Source organism: Micromonospora arborensis, from assembly GCF_003205615.1.
Taxonomy (GTDB): Bacteria; Actinomycetota; Actinomycetes; order Mycobacteriales; family Micromonosporaceae; genus Micromonospora; species Micromonospora arborensis.
Genome location: NZ_PYBV01000013.1, coordinates 35,070 through 53,492, shown reverse-complemented (window position 1 = coordinate 53,492; position 18,423 = coordinate 35,070). Strand labels below are relative to the sequence as shown.

15 protein-coding genes and 2 tRNA genes are annotated in these 18,423 nt (G+C 70.4%); 11 read left to right on the top strand and 6 right to left on the bottom strand.

The window, feature by feature from the left end:
• Positions 1-217: 217 nt before the first annotated feature.
• From C7C45_RS10790 to C7C45_RS10780, 3 genes are all read right to left on the bottom strand, one after another.
• Positions 218-1,564: an ABC1 kinase family protein gene (locus C7C45_RS10790; protein ID WP_110563489.1), complete on the bottom strand. Its 1,347-nt coding sequence runs from the start codon at positions 1,562-1,564 to the stop codon at positions 218-220.
• A complete protein-coding gene (locus tag C7C45_RS10785; protein WP_110563488.1) occupies positions 1,561-2,673 on the bottom strand; it encodes a TOMM precursor leader peptide-binding protein in 1,113 nt (370 codons plus the stop codon). Before C7C45_RS10785 ends, C7C45_RS10790 begins: the two co-directional genes overlap by 4 nt.
• 225 nt (positions 2,674-2,898) lie before the next feature.
• On the bottom strand, positions 2,899-3,069 hold the full coding sequence (locus C7C45_RS10780; protein ID WP_167457767.1) for a DUF5679 domain-containing protein: 171 nt from the start codon (positions 3,067-3,069) through the stop codon (positions 2,899-2,901).
• Between the two features lie 525 nt (positions 3,070-3,594).
• Between C7C45_RS10780 and C7C45_RS10775 the strand changes: the two genes are divergently transcribed.
• Together C7C45_RS10775 and C7C45_RS10770 are read left to right on the top strand one after the other, a co-directional pair.
• On the top strand, positions 3,595-4,125 hold the full coding sequence (locus C7C45_RS10775) for a M48 metallopeptidase family protein (protein ID WP_110563487.1): 531 nt from the start codon (positions 3,595-3,597) through the stop codon (positions 4,123-4,125).
• A 737-nt stretch (positions 4,126-4,862) separates the two neighbouring features.
• Positions 4,863-5,471: a glycosyltransferase family protein gene (locus C7C45_RS10770; protein WP_110563486.1), complete on the top strand. Its 609-nt coding sequence runs from the start codon at positions 4,863-4,865 to the stop codon at positions 5,469-5,471.
• A 464-nt stretch (positions 5,472-5,935) separates the two neighbouring features.
• Here the strand turns inward: C7C45_RS10770 and C7C45_RS10765 are convergent, their stop codons facing one another.
• Complete coding sequence (locus tag C7C45_RS10765) at positions 5,936-7,156, bottom strand: zinc-dependent metalloprotease (RefSeq protein WP_110563485.1); 1,221 nt, start codon at positions 7,154-7,156, stop codon at positions 5,936-5,938.
• A 184-nt stretch (positions 7,157-7,340) separates the two neighbouring features.
• On the opposite strand from C7C45_RS10765, the gene C7C45_RS10760 reads away from it, so the two are divergent.
• From C7C45_RS10760 to C7C45_RS10730, 7 genes are all read left to right on the top strand, one after another.
• On the top strand, positions 7,341-8,354 hold the full coding sequence (locus C7C45_RS10760; RefSeq protein WP_208641123.1) for a YlbL family protein: 1,014 nt from the start codon (positions 7,341-7,343) through the stop codon (positions 8,352-8,354).
• A gap of 96 nt (positions 8,355-8,450) precedes the next feature.
• Positions 8,451-11,447, top strand: a complete 2,997-nt coding sequence (locus C7C45_RS10755; RefSeq protein ID WP_110563600.1) for a UPF0182 family membrane protein — start codon at positions 8,451-8,453, stop codon at positions 11,445-11,447.
• Between the two features lie 291 nt (positions 11,448-11,738).
• Positions 11,739-12,143, top strand: coding sequence for an RNA polymerase sigma factor (locus C7C45_RS10750; protein WP_425271127.1), 405 nt, complete (start codon positions 11,739-11,741; stop codon positions 12,141-12,143).
• On the top strand, positions 12,133-12,405 hold the full coding sequence (locus C7C45_RS10745; RefSeq protein WP_244200326.1) for a hypothetical protein: 273 nt from the start codon (positions 12,133-12,135) through the stop codon (positions 12,403-12,405). The genes C7C45_RS10750 and C7C45_RS10745 overlap by 11 nt, the downstream gene beginning before the upstream one ends.
• 84 nt (positions 12,406-12,489) lie before the next feature.
• A tRNA-Met gene (locus tag C7C45_RS10740) sits at positions 12,490-12,563 on the top strand.
• Positions 12,564-12,703: 140 nt separating this feature from the next.
• Positions 12,704-12,777 (top strand) — tRNA-Met (locus tag C7C45_RS10735).
• Between the two features lie 446 nt (positions 12,778-13,223).
• Positions 13,224-13,475 (top strand): hypothetical protein, encoded by a 252-nt coding sequence (locus C7C45_RS10730; protein WP_110563484.1) that lies wholly within the window; start codon positions 13,224-13,226, stop codon positions 13,473-13,475.
• A gap of 57 nt (positions 13,476-13,532) precedes the next feature.
• On the opposite strand, the gene C7C45_RS10725 is transcribed toward C7C45_RS10730, so the two are convergent.
• Positions 13,533-14,864: an ABC transporter substrate-binding protein gene (locus C7C45_RS10725; protein ID WP_244200325.1), complete on the bottom strand. Its 1,332-nt coding sequence runs from the start codon at positions 14,862-14,864 to the stop codon at positions 13,533-13,535.
• Positions 14,865-15,003: 139 nt separating this feature from the next.
• On the opposite strand from C7C45_RS10725, the gene C7C45_RS10720 reads away from it, so the two are divergent.
• Positions 15,004-15,837, top strand: coding sequence for a phosphoribosylaminoimidazolesuccinocarboxamide synthase (locus C7C45_RS10720; RefSeq protein ID WP_110563482.1), 834 nt, complete (start codon positions 15,004-15,006; stop codon positions 15,835-15,837).
• Between the two features lie 15 nt (positions 15,838-15,852).
• Here C7C45_RS10720 and glpK read toward each other — a convergent pair whose 3' ends face one another.
• Positions 15,853-17,337, bottom strand: a complete 1,485-nt coding sequence (gene glpK / locus C7C45_RS10715) for a glycerol kinase GlpK (protein ID WP_110563599.1) — start codon at positions 17,335-17,337, stop codon at positions 15,853-15,855.
• Positions 17,338-17,440: 103 nt separating this feature from the next.
• Here glpK and C7C45_RS10710 point away from each other — a divergent pair, with 103 nt between their 5' ends.
• Positions 17,441-18,379, top strand: coding sequence for a ribose-phosphate diphosphokinase (locus tag C7C45_RS10710; protein ID WP_110563481.1), 939 nt, complete (start codon positions 17,441-17,443; stop codon positions 18,377-18,379).
• The last annotated feature ends 44 nt before the right edge of the window (positions 18,380-18,423 follow it).

Genomic DNA, 18,423 nt, shown 5'->3' with positions numbered 1-18,423 from the left:
GGAGCCTTCGAGATGCAACTACTCCACGAAGCGTTGTCCCGGGCTCGAATGCGCCGGCCTCAGGCCGGTCGTATCACCACGAGCACTGAGGCAACCCGATCCGCCCGTACCGTCGCCATGAACAGCCGCAACCAGACGGCGCGCGACCTGGGCGTTCTCTAGTACCACCCCACGCAGAAGGGCGGGTGCCGACCGGCACCCGCCCTTCGTCACGTCGTCAGGCAACCGGGGCGAAGCCGGGCAGCCAGCGCTCCAGGATGCTCCGGTACGGGGCCTTCGCCTCCAACTGGCAGAGCACCCCGATCGATCCGAGCGTCACCCGGTGGATCAGCAGGTACGACGGCGGCAGGTTGAGCTGCCTGCTCAGCTGGTACGTGGGGGAGCGGGGGCTCGCCAGACGGCCCGCTTCTCCCCGCAGCCAGGCCCGGGTGAACCGGAACCCGTCCGCCGCGATCGGCTCCAACATCGGACGGATGAAGTCGAGCACGCCCTCGGCGTCGATCTCCTCCGCGGAGCCGATGAAGCCCTCCGACCGGAGCCCCGCCACCACCCCGTCGGCATCGCCGCTCAGGGCCAGCGCGGCGATGCGACCGATCGGCTCCGGTGTGCCCTCCGGCATTCGGGCCACCGCCCCGAAGTCGATCACCCCGAGTCGACCGTCGGGCAGCAGCCGGAAGTTGCCCGGGTGCGGGTCGGCGTGCAGCAGCCCAGCCCGCTGCGGCGCGGAGAGGTGCAGGGTGGCCATCAACCGGCCCGCCTCGTCCCGATCCTCCTCGGTGCCCTCGCGGATGATGTCAGCCAGTGGGGTGCCTGTCACCCACTCGGTGACCAGCACACGAGGCGCCGCGTGGATCACCTTCGGGATGTAGATCTCCGGGTCGTCGGCGTACGCGGCCGCGAAGGTGCGCTGCGACTCGGCCTCCAACTCGTAGTCCAGTTCCTCGGTGATCCGCTCGCGCAGCTCGACCAGGAGCGGCTTGACGTCCAGACCGGGCTGGATGGCCCGGAACATCCCGCCCAGGCGGGAGAGCTGCTTCAGGTCGGCGAGCAGCGCCTCCCCGGCGCCCGGATACTGGATCTTGACGGCCACGTCGCGGCTGTTCGGCGCGCCCGACTCGTCGAACCCCGGCTCCCGCCACCGTGCCCGGTGGACCTGGCCGATGCTGGCGGCGGCGGCCGGGACGTCGTTGAACTCGACGAACCGGTCCCGCCAGTCAGGGCCGAGCTGCTCGGTCAGCACCTTGTGCACGCTGGCGATCGGCAGGGGTGGCGCCGCCTCCTGGAGCTTCGTGAGCGCCTGACGGTAGGGCGCGGCGATCTCCTCCGGCAACGCCGCCTCGAACACCGACAGCGCTTGGCCGAACTTCATCGCCCCGCCCTTGAGCTGGCCCAGCACGCTGAACAGCTGCTCGGCGGTGCGCTGCTGGATCTCCGCGGAGATCACGTCGGAGGCGAGCCCGGTGACGCGCTTTCCCATGCCGAGAACGGTCCGGCCGGCGAAGCCGAGCGGCAGGGCGGCGAGCTTGGCGGTGCGGGACACGGCGCGGCGCGGGATGTCGGTCACCCGGTCATTGTTACCGACCGGAGGGCCCCGCTGCTGCTCTGCGGCTGGGCTGGTGCGGACACTCGTCCCTGCGAGCACCCACACGCCGGGTGTGGCGGCCAGCCCCGGCGACGGAAACGGCCGGCACCAGTGATCTCCATGGCCCCACCCAGGGTCTCCGGCTGCCCGCCGTCGAGCTGCGTCAGCGCCTCGGCCAGCGCGTACCCGATGGCCGCGAGCAGAGTGCCGGTCGCGCCGGCGGCGACCGGGTCGGCGGCGGCGAGTTGGGCGGCGAGCCGCGGCCAGTCCGGGTCGCGGTCGGCCCGGTGCAGCTCGACGCAGTGCAGGCAGGGTCCGGCGGGTGGGCGGACCAGCGGCCCGACGACCGGTACGCCCTCGCGCAGGGTGACAAGCAGGTGTGGCTGCCGACGCTGGGCGAGACCGGCGGCGAGCAGCGCGGGCGGCCGGTCGGTGCCGAGCTGGATCACCAGATCCACCCGGCCGGTCCGGCCCGGCTGGGTCCCGGTGCCCGGCGCGAGGCGGTCGACCGCGGCACGCACCGCCGGTGCCAGCGGGTGGCCGAGCTCGGTGGCGGGAATGCCCGTGCCGACCAGGTCGACGGGACGTACCGGCCCGGTGAGCAGCGGGATCACCTGCCCGACGCCGGACTGGGCCAACGCCACCGTGAGCGGCCCGCCGAGCGCCCCGGCACCGGTGAGCACGACTCGGGCGACCCGCCGCCGACGGAGGACCTGAGCAGGGGTGCCGGGCAGTCGAGCGGCGGTCAGGGCCAGCGCGCAGGCCTCCGCCGTGAGCCGGGCACGGACCACGCCCGCCAGGTCACGGGGGAGCAGGCTCTGCGCGGGCACCAGCAGACCTGCCGCCCGCAGGGCGTCGAGCAGGGTACGCGCGTCGTCGGTGGTCACCCGGGCGGTGGCCGCCTGGGCCAGCACTGCGCGTTCGCTGCGGGTGCCGTCGAGCAGGTCGAGCACATGGGCGGCGCGGGGATTGGCCAGCTCCAGCAGCACGGCAGGCCCGGGGCCGACGCCGAGCTGAAGGGTGTGTCGGTCTCGCCAGAGCCGGTTGAGGCCGGGCAACAGCGTGGGGCGGGGCAGTACGGTGCGGCTCATGGTCACGAATGGTGGCCACGTCCTCGCGTTAGGTCGATCGTTGTCCACAGGTCGGCCGGGCCCCTGTCCTGCGTTGTCCACAGGATTCGGCGGGTTTTCCACAGCCCACCGGCAGGGCTGTCGGTCACCCGACACCCCGTCGGCGACCCGTCAGGGCGCCGACATTCCGAAACGGCAACGGGGTGAGGCGACCACCGGCCGCCCCACCCCCGCCATCCGTGAGGATCAGACCTTGGCCTTGCCCAGGATGCGGTTCACTGTTGTTCCGCATACCGGACACTTGCCCTTGGCCATGTTCATTCCGGTCTTCGAGACCTCGACGTGCCCCTCGAAGTCCCGCTTCTCCTTGCACTTCACGCAGTAACCGTTGTAGGTCGTCTGGGCCTGGTCGGCCACGGTGCCCTCCTCGTCTCGTCCGCCGGTCATTGCCGTCCCGGCGGGGTGCCCGGCGGCGGGCCACACGGGGCGCCGGCGCTGGGTCTCACTCCACGGCCACCTTCGTGACCGTTGGTCCGCGGACCCTACCCAGGTCTGGGCAGTTCCATGTCAGCTGTGCATCGACACTGTGAGCAAGTCGACGTCGGAAGTGTGCATGGCGAAATAGGTCGGATAAGTCAGTTTGGCGGGGACACGCCGACCAAACCCTCACAGCCACCCGTGCGGGTGCCCCCGCGACAGCGTCCGGGACGGTGATCACCTACGGTGGAGGGGTGCCGCGCGTCGGCGCCATTCGGTGTTCACGAAGGGTGACGAGATGGCGGGGCGGCGCTGCGGTGGCGTCGCGGTCAAGAAATTTTCGGGACGCCAGGCGACCAATCACCATTTTCTGGGCGCGTGTCGTGCGGTTGACTCTTGCGGACCCCTGGTCAGTACGCATTAGCTTTCCTTCGTGACACGTAGCCGAGGCTGCGCGGGCCAGTGATGGCGGGGACGCGCAAGCCGGTCGTCGAGGTGCGGCGCAGTCAGCGCCGGCGACGCACGGTGTCTGCGTACCGTGACGGTGAGCGGGTCGTCGTCCTCATCCCGGACCAGTTCTCCCGTGCCGAGGAGAGCGAGTGGGTCGACCGGATGCTCGCCCGGCTCGCCGCACGGGAGGGGCGCCTAGCCCGCTCCGACGCCGAACTGCTGGCCCGAACCACCCGACTCATCGACCTCTACCTCGCCGAGTACGCCACGAAGGCGGTGCCCGCCAGCGTCCGCTGGGTCACCAACCAGAACGGCCGTTGGGGCTCCTGCACCCCTGCCGACCGCAGCATCCGGATCTCGCACCGCGTTCAGGAAATGCCCGACTGGGTGATCGACTACGTGCTGCTGCACGAGCTGACGCACCTGATCGTGCCCAGCCACAACGCCCGGTTCTGGGCGTTGGTCGGCCGCTATCCCAAAGCGGAACGCGCCCGCGGTTACCTGGAGGGCGTTGCCGCTGCCTCCGGCGCCCCAGTCGCAACCTGACCCACCGTCGTTCGCCGGTTTGTGCGCCCGTCGGTCTGGTGCGCGCGTCGCTCCTGTTCGTCCGTCGGTCCGTGCGCCCGCCTGTCCGAGCCCGCGCATCCGCCTGCCCACGGGCTCGTTGTGCCCGCCCGTCCGGCCGGTCGTTGTGCCCATGGGTTCCGACCGCCCGTTTGTCCGCGCTGGACCTTCGGTGTAGCCCCTATTCAGACAAATCGGCTCTCAGCAGCGACGTTGCTGGGGCGGTTGCGGCGAAACCTTTTTGATCGACTCCATATCCCCGATGTGGCGGTATCCCCGCGCTGGGATAGCCCCACATCGCCGAAACGGAGTCGATCACACCTCGGGCCTGGGTGGCGGCAGGTCAAACCTCGCCAGATGCGGTCAGATGATTCGCCTCAAGGCGGGATCAAGCGACCATAACGGGCGTGTTCACGGCAGGCAGGCAGGCAGGCCGGACCGGGTAGCCGGGGTCACGGGCCGAGGTTGGCCGGGCCTGTCGGGCTGGCGACGGTCACAGGCGGGCGGGCCTGACCGGAACTGGTCAGGTCGGATTCGGCGGGGTCACGGCCGAGGCGGGACCGGTCAGGGCGGGCCGGCGAGGCCACCGGCTGGACCCGGAGGGCTAGGTCGGGTCGGCGGGGTCACGGGCCGGACCGGGGCGGGCCGGGGCGGGTTGCCGGAGTAGGGCTGGCTGGGCGGGGTCAGGTCTGGGCCGGGTCGAGCGCTAGGGTCGGGAGGTGGCACGACGAGTTGTGGTGGCGTTGCTCGGACCGGTCCACTGGTCGCCGCCCGGCGTCGACCGTGCGCAGTGGCGAGCGGCTCTCGCAGAAGATGTCATCGACCTGCTCGCCACACTCAACGAGGTCGAGGTCGCGGTCGCGGTGACCCCGGCCGATCGTGCTCTGGCCGACGCACTGGTGTGGCCCGGCACGGCCGTGTACGAGGTGACCGAGCCGACGCCGAACGCCGTTTTCGCCGCCTTGGAGGACTACGACCAGGCGGCGGTGCTCGCCGGAGACGTGCCCGACCTGCCCGCACTTACCGTCGGCAAGCTGCTGCGTCCGCTCACCACCCGACCGGTCGCGGTGGCTCCGGTCGAGGGCGGCGGCCCAGGCCTGCTCGGGGTGGCTGTGCGACTGCCCGTGCCGGGCTGGCTGCCCCCGCTGGATCTGGACACCGCGATGCCAGCTGACGCACGTTCCGGTGCCCCTCGCCCGGGGGACGTAGCGGTCACCGCGGGCTGGCGACGGCTGCGCGGGCCGGCCGACCTGGCCACGCTGGACCCGGCCTTCGAGGGCTGGGATGCGACCCGCGCCCTCCTCTCGGGCTCGGGCCGACCCATCTGACCAGCCAACCCGCCTAACCGGCCGCGCCTCGGCAGGGCCGCGCCTCGGCAGGGCCGCGCCTCGGCAGGGCCGCGCCTCGGCAGGGCCGCGCCTCGGCAGGGCCGCGCCTCGGCAGGGCCGCGCCTCGGCATCGGCGACGCGCTGGTCCGGATTCTCGGCGCCGGCTACCGCCGGGTCCGGTCCCCGGCCCCAGCTATGCGCTGGTCCGGGTACCAGTGTCGGCCTCGCGTTGGTCCGGGTTTCTTGCGTTGGCTACGCGCTGGTCCGGGTACCGGCGTCGGCCTTGCGCTGGTCCGGGTTTCCTACGTCGGCTACGCGCCGGTCAAGGTCCCCTCGGGCAGGGTGAAGCGATGGCGGAACTGCCACCTGTCGGGCCAGGTCCGAGTCATGGGCGGACTCGGGGCAGAGCCCACCGGTACGCCGGGTGCCCGTCGTCGACGAGAGCAGGCACCCGGGTACCGGCGTCAGGGCTTGGCGTCGCCCTCGCCGTCGGTCTCGTCGGGCTGGCCCAGGGCCTTCTCCTCCGCCCCGCCGGGAGCGGTGAAGTCGAAGCTGTCCAGCTCGCTCAGGTCCATGTCGTTCATCGCGAAGGCGACCGGGTCGGCGAAGTCGTCGTCCGAGGGGAGCAGGTCCGGGTGGCCCCAGACAGCGTCCCGGCCTTCGATGCCGCGGTGCTCGGTGAGCGCGGCCCAGAGCGCTGCGGCCTCACGCAGTCGGCGCGGGCGCAGTTCCAGGCCGACAAGTGCGGCGAAGGTCTGCTCGGCGGGACCGCCGGCGGCCCGGCGACGGCGGAAGGCCTCGCCCAACCGGACGACGTTGGGCAGCCGGTCGCTGGCGGCGTTGTCCACGACGTGGCACACCCAGCCCTCGACGAGGGCGAGGGCGGTCTCCAGTCGGGCCAGTGAGGCCTTCTGCGCCGGGCTGTCCTCCGGGGTGAAGATGCCCTCCAGGGCGATCGCCTGCATCGACTCCGGGTCGGTCGGGTCGACCCGGCCCATCGCCTCCTCGATCGCCTCCCGGTTGACCCGGATGCCCGAGGCATACATCTCGACGGCGCTGAGCACATGCCCACGCAGCCACGGGACATGCTGGAACAGCCGCTGGTGGGCGGCCTCGCGCAGCGCCACGTAGAGGCGTACCTCATCCTCGGGAAGTTCCAGGCCTTCGCCGTACGCGCGGATGTTGGCCGGGATCAGCGCGGCCGTGCCGGCCGGGCCGAGCGGCAGCCCGATGTCGCCGGCGGAGAGCACCTCCGCGGCGAGCGAGCCGAGGGCCTGGCCGAGCTGACCGCCGAAGAGCGCGCCACCGAGGGTGGCCACCATCGACTGCATCGGGCCGAGCTGGTCGCGTGCCTCCGGCGGCACGAGGTCGCCCATCGCGCCGACCATTCGGCTGGCGACCGGGTCGCAGAGCTTGCGCCACACGTCCAGCGTCTTGAAGATCCACTCATTGCGGTTCCAGGTGACCGGGGACTGGATGCCCGACGGCCATGCCGAGGCCGGTTCCAACCACAGGTCGGCCAGGCGCAGCGCTTCCTCGACCGCGTTGCGCTCATACGGTGACACCGCCGGGTCGCCGACGGCCGCGAGCTGACTGGCCGCTACCTGCCGGGCCAGGTCCCAGTTGACCGGACCGGTGCCCGGCGCGGAGAGCAGGTGCTGCAACTGCGACATGAACTGCTGCATCTGCGCGGGATCGTTGGGGTCTGGTGGTTGCCCACCCGGGAGCGCGAAACCGAACGGAATATCAGGCACGACGTCTACGGTACGCGGGCCGCGCCCCAGGTCGGCGGCGCTGGCGTTGCGCTGAGGGCGAAGTCGAGCGACGCATCCGGCAGATCGCGCTCAGCCGGTCGGTACGCTCTGCGGCATGAGACGTCGTGGCCTGACGGTCCTGCTCGGTGCCCTGTTCACCGCCCTGTTGAGCATCGGGGTGCTCCGGGTGCCGATCCCGTACGTGGTGCTCGGTCCGGGCCCGACGGTCAACACCTTGGGCACGGCCGACGGTAAGGAGGTCATCCAGGTCTCCGGGCGGGAAACCTCGACCTCCGCCGGCCAACTGCGGCTGACCACGGTGGGGGTGCAGCCCACGGTGCGGCTGCGCGGGGCGATCGCGGGCTGGTTCTCCGACGACGAGGCGGTGGTGCCGCGTGAGCTGGTCTACCCGCCGGGGGAGTCGACCGAGCAGGTCGAGCAGCGCAACGCCGAGGACTTCAAGGCGTCGCAGACCAGCGCGGAGACTGCCGCGCTGCGGGAGTTGGGCTTTCCGGTGCAGGTGGTGATCAAGACGGTGGCCGGGGATGGCCCGGCCGCCGGGTTGCTGAAGGTCGGCGACGTGATCACCGCGGTCGACGGTCAGCCGGTGCCGGTGGCCGCGAAGGTCACCGAGCTGGTCCGGGCCAAGCCGGCCGGCACGGCGTTGACCGTCGCCTACATCCGTGACGGCGCGTCGGCCACGGCGACGGTGACCAGTCGTGAGCAGGACGGCCGACCGCGGATCGGTGTCGAGATCGATCAGCAGCAGCCGCATCCGTTCACCCTCGGCATCGACCTGGGGGACATCGGCGGGCCGAGCGCCGGTCTGATGTTCGCCCTGGGGATCGTGGACAAGCTGACCCCGGCCGACCTCACCGGCGGCCAGGTCATCGCCGGCACCGGCACCATCGACGACGAGGGCACCGTCGGCCCGATCGGCGGAATCGCGCAGAAGTTGGTCGGCGCGAAGCGCGCCGGGGCCAAGGTCTTCCTGGTGCCGGCGGACAACTGCGCCGAGGCGGTCCGCAATCCGCAGCCCGGTCTGCCGCTGCTTCGGGTGGGTTCGTTGGACGAAGCGATGACCGCTCTGGAAACGTTGCGCGCAGGGGGTCAGCCGACCCGCTGTTGACCGGTGTGACCGTGCCCCGACACGCTCAGGAACACCCCGTACTCTGGGTGCCTGGTCGGAGCCGATCACATCGAGCGTGCGGAGCCAACAGTGGTCATGCGTAGCAGCAGCCCCCTTCCGAGGATGAGCCGGCGCGGGCGCGTCACCATCGCTGTCCTGGTCGGGGTGTTCGTGCTCTTCACCCTGCTCGGCTGGGGTGTCCAGGCGTGGACCGACTGGCTCTGGTTCGACGAGGTTCGCTACACCGAGGTCTTCACCGGTGTCCTGCTCACCCGGCTGTTGCTCTTCCTCGCCGTCGGTCTCGGCATGGCGGTGGTCGTCGGTGGCAACCTGTGGCTGGCGTACCGGCTGCGCCCGCGACTGCGTCCGCACTCCGTGGAGCAGGCGACTCTGGAGCGCTACCGGATCGCGCTCAGCCCGCGACTCGGCACCTGGATCGCGCTGACCGCCGCGGTGGTCGGGCTCTTCGCCGGCATCTCCGCGCAGAACCGGTGGAACCAGTGGCTGCTCTTCCGCAACGGCGGTGACTTCGGGATCAAGGACCCGGAGTTCGGGGTGGACATCGGCTTCTACGTCTTCCAACTGCCGTTCTGGCGTTACCTGCTCGGGGTTGCCTTCACCGCGGTGGTGCTGGCCGTTATCGGTGCGCTGGCGGTGCACTACCTCTTCGGCGGGGTCCGCCTGCAGGGCGTCGGGGACCGGATGAGCAACGCGGCTCGCGCGCACCTGAGCAGCCTGATCGCGGTCTTCGTGCTGTTGAAGGCCATCGCGTACGTGCTGGACCGGCGAGCGATGTTGCTGGAGTACAACGAGGGCGCCAAGTTGTACGGCGCCGGCTATGCCGACGTCAACGCGCTGCTGCCGGCGAAGGAGATCCTGGCGTACATCTCGATCGTGGTGGCGATCGCGATCGTCGTCTTCTCCAACGCCTGGATGCGGAACCTGGTCTGGCCGGGGATCTCGCTGGCACTGCTCGGCGTGTCCGCGGTGGCCATCGGCGGCATCTACCCCTGGGCGGTGCAGACCTTCGAGGTCAAGCCGAGCGCCAAGGACAAGGAAGCGCCGTACATCCAGCGCAGCATCGACGCGACGCGGGCGGCGTTCGGGTTGGGGGCCACCGAGACCACCCCGTACGCGGCGAGCAACCTCACCCCACCGGGGAACCTGGCCACCGACGTCTCGGTGGTGTCGAACGTGCGGCTGCTCGACCCGCAGTTGGTCAGCGAGACGTACACCCAGCTCCAGCAGGTGCGTGGCTTCTACGACTTCGGCCCCAAGCTGGACATCGACCGCTACGGGGTGAACGGGAAGGTCTCCGACTACGTGGTCGGCGTCCGGGAGATCAACTACGGCGAGCTGACCGACCAGCAGAACACCTGGATCAACCGGCACACCGTCTACACCCACGGGTACGGGCTGGTGGCCGCCCCGGCCAACCAGGTGGTCTGCGGCGGGCAGCCGTTCTTCGTCTCCGGCTTCCTGGGGGAGAAGACCCAGGAGGCGTGCTCCTCGCAGACCGAGCAGATCCCGGCCAAGCAGCCGCGCATCTACTACGGCGAGCGGATGGCGGCCGACGACTACGCGATCGTGGGTCAGGCCGACCCGAACAAGAAGGCCGAGTTCGACCGGCCGGTCGGTGAGGGTGGTGGCGAGTCCTACACCTACACCGGTGAGGGCGGCGTCAAGATCGGTTCCTTCACCCGGCGGCTGCTGTACGCCATCAAGGAGCAGGAGTCGAACTTCCTGCTCTCCGAGGCGGTCAACAAGGACTCCCGGCTGCTCTACGTGCGTAACCCGCGGGACCGGGTGGAGAAGGTCGCGCCGTTCCTCACCCTAGACGGCGACCCGTACCCGGCGGTTGTCGACGGTCGGGTGCAGTGGATCGTCGACGGCTACACCACGGCGGCCACCTACCCGTACGCCGAGCGGGTCAACCTGCAGACCGAGACGACCGACGAGTTGACCAACCGGGGCACCTTCCAGCTGGCCCGGGAGAACGTCAACTACATGCGGAACTCGGTGAAGGCCACCGTCGACGCGTACGACGGCACCGTGAAGCTCTACGAGTACGACGACACCGACCCGGTGCTCAAGGCGTGGAACAAGGCGTTCGGCGGTGACCTGGTGCTGCCGAAGGCGGACATCCCGGTCGAGCTGACCGAGCATCTGCGCTACCCGGCGGACATGTTCAAGGTGCAGCGCAACCTGCTCACCAAGTTCCACGTGACCAACCCGGGCGACTTCTACTCCGCACAGGACTTCTGGCAGGTGCCCAACGTGCCGGACGCTCCGGACAGCGGCCAGAAGCAGCCCCCGTATTACTTGTTCACCCAGTTCCCGGGGCAGGAGGGCCCGCGGTTCCAGCTCACCTCCGCGGTCACCCCGAACGGCCGACAGAACCTCGCCGCACTGATCTCCGGGTCGTACGTCGACGGGAAGCCCCGGTTGGAGGTGCTGGAGTTGCCGGATCAGACCCGGATCTCCGGCCCGGTGCAGGTGCACCAACAGATGACCAACAACGCCAACATCCGTCAGCAGCTCAACCTGCTCTCCAGCAACCAGGCGCAGGTGCAGTACGGCAACCTGCTTTCGCTGCCCTTCGCCGACGGGATGCTCTACGTCGAGCCGGTCTACGTGAAGAGCAACCAGCAGGATGCGTACCCGCTGCTGCAGAAGGTGCTGCTCTCGTACGGTGACGGTGGCTCCTTCGTGGCGCTCGCCGACAACATCAACGACGGCATCAAGCAGTTGGTCGAGCAGGGCAAGAAGGCCGGGCAGGGCACGTCGCCGCCACCGACCACCGGGGGTAACCCGACGACCCCGACCACTCCGACTCCTACTGCGACCCCCTCGGCGACGCCGAGCGCCGGCACCGGCAACCCGCCGCCGACCGGTGACCTGGCCGCCGCCGCGGACCGGGTGCAGACCGCGATCACCGAGGTCCGGGCCGCGCAGACGTCCGGCGACTTCGAGCGGTACGGTCGCGCGCTCAAGGCGTTGGACGAGGCGCTCACCGCGTTCCAGCAGGCGCAGCAGGCCGCCAACCCGTCTGGTGCGCCCAGCGGCGGCCCGTCGCCGAGCGCCGGCGGCTGACCCGCCACCGCCCGGAGTTCCTCTCGGAGCCCCCGTCGTCGGACCACACCCGGTCCTGACGGCGGGGGCTCCCTCGTGTCCGGGCGGGTGCCCCGCATACGCCTCGCCGAAAGGTCCGGCTGACCGCAACCCGTGACACCGGTCGCCCGTCCTCAAGTCAACGGGGTGGGAACGAGGGAGGACATTCGTGCGGGACGCGCAGAGCTTCGATGAGTTCTACCGCAGCACTTCGCGGCGGATGGCGAGGTACGGCTATGCGGTGGCCGGTGACCACAGTGAGCGCAGGATCTGGTGCAGGAGGCGTACACCCGGGCCTGGCGGCATTGGGGGCGACTGTCGGCGCATCCTGCGCCGGAGGCGTGGTTGCGGCTGGTGGTGTCCCGGTTGGCGACCGATCGGTGGCGTCGGTTGCGCACCTTGCGCGGGGCGCTGCGGTTGGCGGGGCCGCCACCGGCGGTCGGGCCGCCCAGTGAGGACAGCGTGCTGCTGCTTCAGGCTCTGCGCCAGGTGCCGGCGAACCACCGGCAGGCGTTGGCTCTGCACTACCTGTTCGACATGTCGGTGGAAGAGATCGCCCGTGAGGTCGGCGTGCCCGTCGGCACGGTGAAGTCCTGGCTGTCCCGCGGCCGGTCGCGGCTCGCCGCGTTGCTGCCCGATCTCGCCAGCGTGGAATTGGAGCCCACTGATGTCGCGTGAACTTGGTGAGATGTATCAGCGCCTGCTCGGCAGCGACGGGTACGGCGACGAGTCGGTGCTGCTCGAGACGCGGAGGCCGAATCTGGACATCAACGGCGACCCGACCGGCGGAGACGAGGTCCGGTTGGTTCGGGTGATCCGGGTCGGCGACGTCGTGACCGTCCTCTGGGAGATCGGCTGGGAGACCGGGTCCAGCCCGCGGACACAGGTCGACGCGGACAGTCGCCGAGCGGTCGCCGCCATCGAGGCCTGGCTTGACTGACCTCGGTGTGCCGGACCGCGTTCCGGTGGATTCGGATGTCGTTTTGCGGTGCCCGGGGGTGGTGCGCTACGGTTAACGAGCCGACGCGGGGTGGAGCAGCTCGGTAGCTCGCTGGGCTCATAACCCAGAGGTCGCAGGTTCAAATCCTGTCCCCGCTACGAGAGAAACACCAGTTCGAAAGCCCGTCTCCGGATTATCGGAGGCGGGCTTTCGACATTCCTGGGCGCGGGCGTCCGCAGTGGTTGTGGACCCCCCGCTGATCATCGCCGGGACGGATGGGTTAAGGTTAACCAGTCGACGCGGGGTGGAGCAGCTCGGTAGCTCGCTGGGCTCATAACCCAGAGGTCGCAGGTTCAAATCCTGTCCCCGCTACGAAGGAAGTAAGGATCAAAGCCCCGCCCCGATAATGGGACGGGGCTTTGATCCTTTTCGGGCGCATTCGTTCGTCTACTGGTATTGGTTCCTTCACCTTGGCGGGCCGCTGGAGCTACGGATCTGCGGCCAGCAGTCACCGTTACCGGTGACCCGACATGGTCGAAGTCGAACGGCACGATCTGGTCGGCCGGGCTGGTCCGGGCAAGGGCTCGGTATGGATCGGTGGACGGCAGGGCTGACGGTCAGCGCCTGTCGATGCTCGATTGAGGACGAGGCTCCCGGTGGGGCAGCGCGTGATCTGCCACCCTGTCCGGAAGCCTCGTACGTCGAGGTGCCGGCGAGTGGACTGTCTCGTCGGCGGCTCACCGGCATCGAGCTTTCCGATCCCATGATTCGGTGTGGACCGACGTGCCCCGGTTGCGCCCTTCGGCGAAGATGGGCACATGTCTTCTTTTGGTAAGTGGTGGGGCCGGCTGAGCGCCGTCCTCGGTGCGGTCGTACTGGCGGTCTTCGTGCCCGTCGCGGCGTGGGCGTCCACGGGCACCGGCGAGCTGGTGGTGGAGGCCGCGCGGCGGCGACGCAGCGGTGGCGGCTTCGGTGTCCTCGGCCTGCTCTGCTGCCTGGTGGTGGTCGCGATCATCGTGTTCCTGGTGCTGCGGCTGACCCGCAACCGCCGGGGCGGTCCGCCCCGCTGATCGGCCGAAAGGCAACGACAGGTCACCAGCGGCCGGCCCCCGGCCGGCCGCCGGTGCTCACACCGCGAGGGCCGCGATGGCCTGGGACAGGAAGCGCGCGGTGGCCTCACGGGTGCCGTCGCGCCTGACGCGGATGCGTTCGGCGGCGGTGACCAGCAGGGTGCGTACCTTGGGGTGCCCCTTGGGCGGTGGCGCCGGTGCGGGCCCGAGCAGGTCGTCGATGCTGGCGCCGAACGCGGCGACCCGCTTCTGGGCCGGGTCGGTGATGCTGCCCTCGGCGTAGCGACGGACCGGAAGACTGGCGTTCAGCCCACGCTCGTGGCCGAGGACGGTGCCGACCTCACCGTTGGTGGTCAAGAAGTTGATCACGTCGGTGACCACGTCCGGGTGGCGGGTTCCTCGGAACGCTGACCAGTACATCGACGCCCGTGCCCACTGGGCGCCCGGCGGGCCGGGGAGACCGACGATGCCCAACTCGGACTTGGTGAGTCGTTGCAGCTCCGGCAGTTGGTGCGACCAGGCGAAGGACGCGGCGGTCAACCCGGTCACCACCAGCTGCCGCGCCGGCTCTCCACTGTCGGCCTGCTCGACCAGCGCCGCGCCCGGCGTAGCCCGTCCACTGCGGGCCCGCTGCCACAGCTCGAACCACCCGATCAGCTCGTCCGCGCCGAAACCGAGCTGGTTGCCCCGGTAGAACTCGCCGCCCTGCGAGCGCAGCCAGAGCCAGAGCGCCCGGTAGTCACCGGACGCGTCGATGGTGCCGGCCACCTGGCCGTCGCTGGCCTCGGTGACCTGTTCCGCCCAGGAGACGTACTCGGCCCAGGTCATTCCACCGCGTGGCTCCGGCACTCGCAGCTCCCGCAGCAGGTCCCGGTTGAAGACCACGGCGGCGTGGGTCTGCCCGGCGGCCACCGCCATCGTCCGCCCCTCCACCGTGCCGTAGCGGATCAGGCCCTCCGACAGGCCCCGCAGATCCAGGTGGTGGTCGGCGACCCGGTCGGTGAGGTCGAGGAGAATCTGGCGTTGGGTGTACTCGGTCAGCATCGCGTCGTCGATCTGGATCAGGTCCGGGACGTTTCCACCGACCGCCTGCGAGGCCAGTCGGTCGTAGTAGCCGTCGGCACCCTGCCAGGTGACCCGGAAGGTGACCCGCGGGTTCCGTTCCGAGTAGAGCCGCAGCGCCTTCTCGGTGAGTTCGGCCCGCTTGGCGCCACCCCACCAGAAGACCGACAGCTCGATCGGCCCGTTCTGCGTCGACGTGGCGGCGCCGTCGCTGCATCCCGCCAGCCCACCGGACGCGAGCAGGGGCGCACCGAGTAGCGCGGTGAGCAGTCGGCGCCGGCCCGGGTCGGCGCCGAGGCGGTCGATCGGGGGTCGAACAACGGGCACGGGGCTCTCCTGGACCTGCGGGGTCGTGGGTCGGACCATTCACGCAGGCGGCGCACGAAGGTGTCAACGTCCGTCCGGTCACCCCCCGGGTGGGGTGGTCGAATCGGGCACTCCGATGGCACATGGTGTACTAGGGCGCGTGGAACTTCTGCACTCAGGCAAGGCTCGGGATATCTACGCCGACGGCGAGGACCTGATCCTGGTCGCCTCGGACCGCATCTCGATCTACGACGTTGCGCTGCCGACGCCGATCCCGGACAAGGGTCGCCTGCTCACCGCACTCTCGCTGTGGTGGTTCGAGCAGCTCGCCGACCTGGTGCCAAACCACGTCATCTCCGCCACCGACGTGCCCGCCGAGTTCGCCGGGCGGGCCATCCGCTGCCAGCGGCTGGACATGCTCCCGGTCGAGTGCGTCGCTCGCGGCTACCTCACCGGCGGCGGCCTGCGGGAGTACGAGCGGACCGGCGCCGTCTCCGGCGTACCACTGCCGCGAGGGCTGGGCGAGGCGTCGATCCTGCCCGAGCCGATCTTCACGCCGTCGAGCAAGGCGCCGATGGGCGAGCACGACGAACCCATCACGTACGACGACATGGTGGACAAGGTGGGCGAGGCGACCGCCGAGCGACTGCGGCAGATCACCCTCGACGTCTACCGGCGCGGCGCGGAGCTGGCCGCCGACCGGGGCATCCTGGTCGCCGACACCAAGCTCGAGTTTGGCTGGGCGCCGGACGGCACGCTGGTCCTCGCCGACGAGCTGCTCACCTCCGACTCGTCGCGGTTCTGGCCGGCCGAGTCGTACCAGCCGGGTCGGGTGCAGTTCTCCTACGACAAGCAGTACGTGCGGGACTGGGCCACCGGGACCGGCTGGGACAAGCAGAGCCCGGCCCCGGACCTGCCGGCCGAGGTGGTCGAGGCGACCCGGGCGCGCTACATCGACGTCTACGAGAAGCTCACCGGCAACCGCTGGGAGTGACCGCCGGGCTGGCGGTCACTCCACCCAGTCGAGGGTGCGCTGCACGGCCTTGCGCCAGTTGTGCAGCTCCCGGTCGCGCAGCTCCGGAGCCATCGTCGACTCCCACTGCGCGTCGGAGCGCCACTGGGCCCGCAGGGTGGCCAGATCGGGCCAGAAACCGACCGCCAGACCGGCCGCGTACGCGGCACCCAGACAGGTGGTCTCGGTGATCCGGGAACGCACCACCGGCACGTCGAGCACGTCCGCGAGGAACTGCATGAGCAGCCCGTTCGCGGTCATCCCACCGTCCACCCGGAGTCGGCGCAGCGCCACGTCGGAGTCGGCGTCCATCGCGTCGACCACCTCGCGGGTCTGCCACGCCGATGCCTCCAGCACCGCCCGGGCCAGGTGCCCCTTGGTGATGTAGCCGGTCAGGCCGGCGATCACGCCGCGCGCGTCGCTGCGCCAGTGCGGGGCGAACAGTCCGGAGAACGCCGGTACGACGTAGCAGCCGCCGTTGTCGTCGACGGTGCGTGCCAGCTCCTCCACCTCCGCGGCGGTGGAGATCAACCCGAGGTTGTCCCGCAACCACTGCACCAGCGAGCCGGTGACCGCGATCGCGCCCTCCAGGGCGTACGCGGGCGGTTGGCCCTTGATCCGGTAGGCGACCGTGGTGAGCAGGCCGTGCGTGGACGGGACCGGGCTGGCACCGGTGTTGAGCAGCAGGAAGCTGCCGGTGCCGTAGGTGCACTTCGCCTCGCCCGGTTGGAAACAGGTCTGCCCGAACAGGGCGGCCTGCTGGTCGCCGAGCGCGCTGGCCACCGGCACTCCGGCGAGCACGCCGTTGGCGTGGCCGTACACCTCGGCGGAGCAGCGGATCTCCGGCAGCATCGCCGGCGGAACGCCCATCGCGTCCAGCAGGTCCGGGGCCCAGTCGAGGGTGGTGAGGTCCATGAGCATGGTCCGGCTGGCATTGGTCACGTCGGTGACGTGCACACCGGTCAGCTTCCAGATGAGCCAGCTGTCCATGGTGCCGAAGAGCACCTCGCCGCGCTCGGCGCGCTCGCGTAGGCCGTCGACCTCGTCGAGCAGCCAGCGCAGCTTCGGCCCGGCGAAGTAGGTGGCCAGCGGCAGGCCGGTGCGGGTACGGAACCGCTCCTCGCCGTACGCCGAAGCCAGCTCGCGCAGCAGCGGCCCGGTCCGGGTGTCCTGCCAGACGATGGCGTTGGCCACCGGGCGGCCGGTGGCCCGGTCCCAGACGACTGTGGTCTCCCGCTGGTTGGTGATGCCGACGGCGGCCAGCCCGGCCGCGTCGGTGCCGGCGGCCCGCAGCGCCTCGGAGACCACCTGCTGGACGTTGTCCCAGATCTCCTCGGCGTCGTGCTCCACCCAGCCGGGCTGGGGAAAGATCTGCCGGTGTTCGCGCTGGGCCACGGCGACGATCTCCCCGGCCCGGTCGAAGACGATGCACCGCGAGGAGGTGGTGCCCTGGTCGATGGCGGCGACGTACTGGGGGGTCACCCGCAGCACCGTACCCGGACCGGCGGCGCGGTGCGACAGGCGTCACGGCCGGATTCGGCCCGCCGCCGGGCACCACCGGCCACTTCGCCTACGATGTGCGAACGTGCGCGACATCGCCGTTTTCAGTGGAACTGCCCATCCCGACCTTGCTGCCGAGATCTGCACCCACCTGGGGGTGCCGCTGCTTCCGGTGCGGGTGTCCCGGTTCGCGAACGACTGCCTGGAAGTGCAGTTGCAGGCCAACTGCCGGGAGCGCGACGTCTTCCTGATCCAACCGTTGGTGCCGCCGGTACAGGAGAACCTGGTCGAGCTGCTGCTGATGATCGACGCCGCGCGGGGTGCGTCCGCCGGCCGGATCACCGTGGTGTTGCCGCACTACGCGTACGCCCGCTCGGACAAGAAGGACGCGCCGCGGATCTCGATCGGTGCGCGGCTCGTCGCCGATCTGCTCACGTCGGCCGGGGCGGACCGGGTGCTCGCGATGACCCTGCACTCGCCGCAGGTGCACGGCTTCTTCAGCGTTCCCGTGGATCACCTGCACGCGCTGCGGGAGTTGGCCACCCACTTCCGGCGCTACGACCTGAGCAACACCGTGGTGGTCTCGCCCGACCTGGGCAACGCCAAGGAGGCGGCGGCCTTCGCCCGGCTGCTCGGCACACCGGTCGCGGCCGGGGCGAAGCAGCGGTTCAGCGACGACCTGGTCAAGATCAGCGCGGTGATCGGCGAGGTGACCGACCGGGACGTCATCGTGCTGGACGACGAGATCGCCAAGGGCAGCACGGTGGTCGAGCTGATGGAGCATCTGCGCGGCCTGAAGGTCCGCTCGATCCGGCTCGCCTGCACGCACGGGCTCTTCTCCGGTGACGCGTTGCAGCGGCTCAGCGACCAGGACGGCGTCCTGGAGGTCGTCTGCACCAACACCGTGCCCATCCCGGCCGCCAAGCGGGTCCCCAAACTGCAGGTCCTGTCGGTGGCCCCTGCCCTGGCCGAAGCCATGCGCCGGATCCACAACGGAGAGTCCGTCTCGGCGCTGTTCGCCTAACCCTCCCGTCCCCGTCCCCGCGACCAGCCCGCGATCTTGCGGTT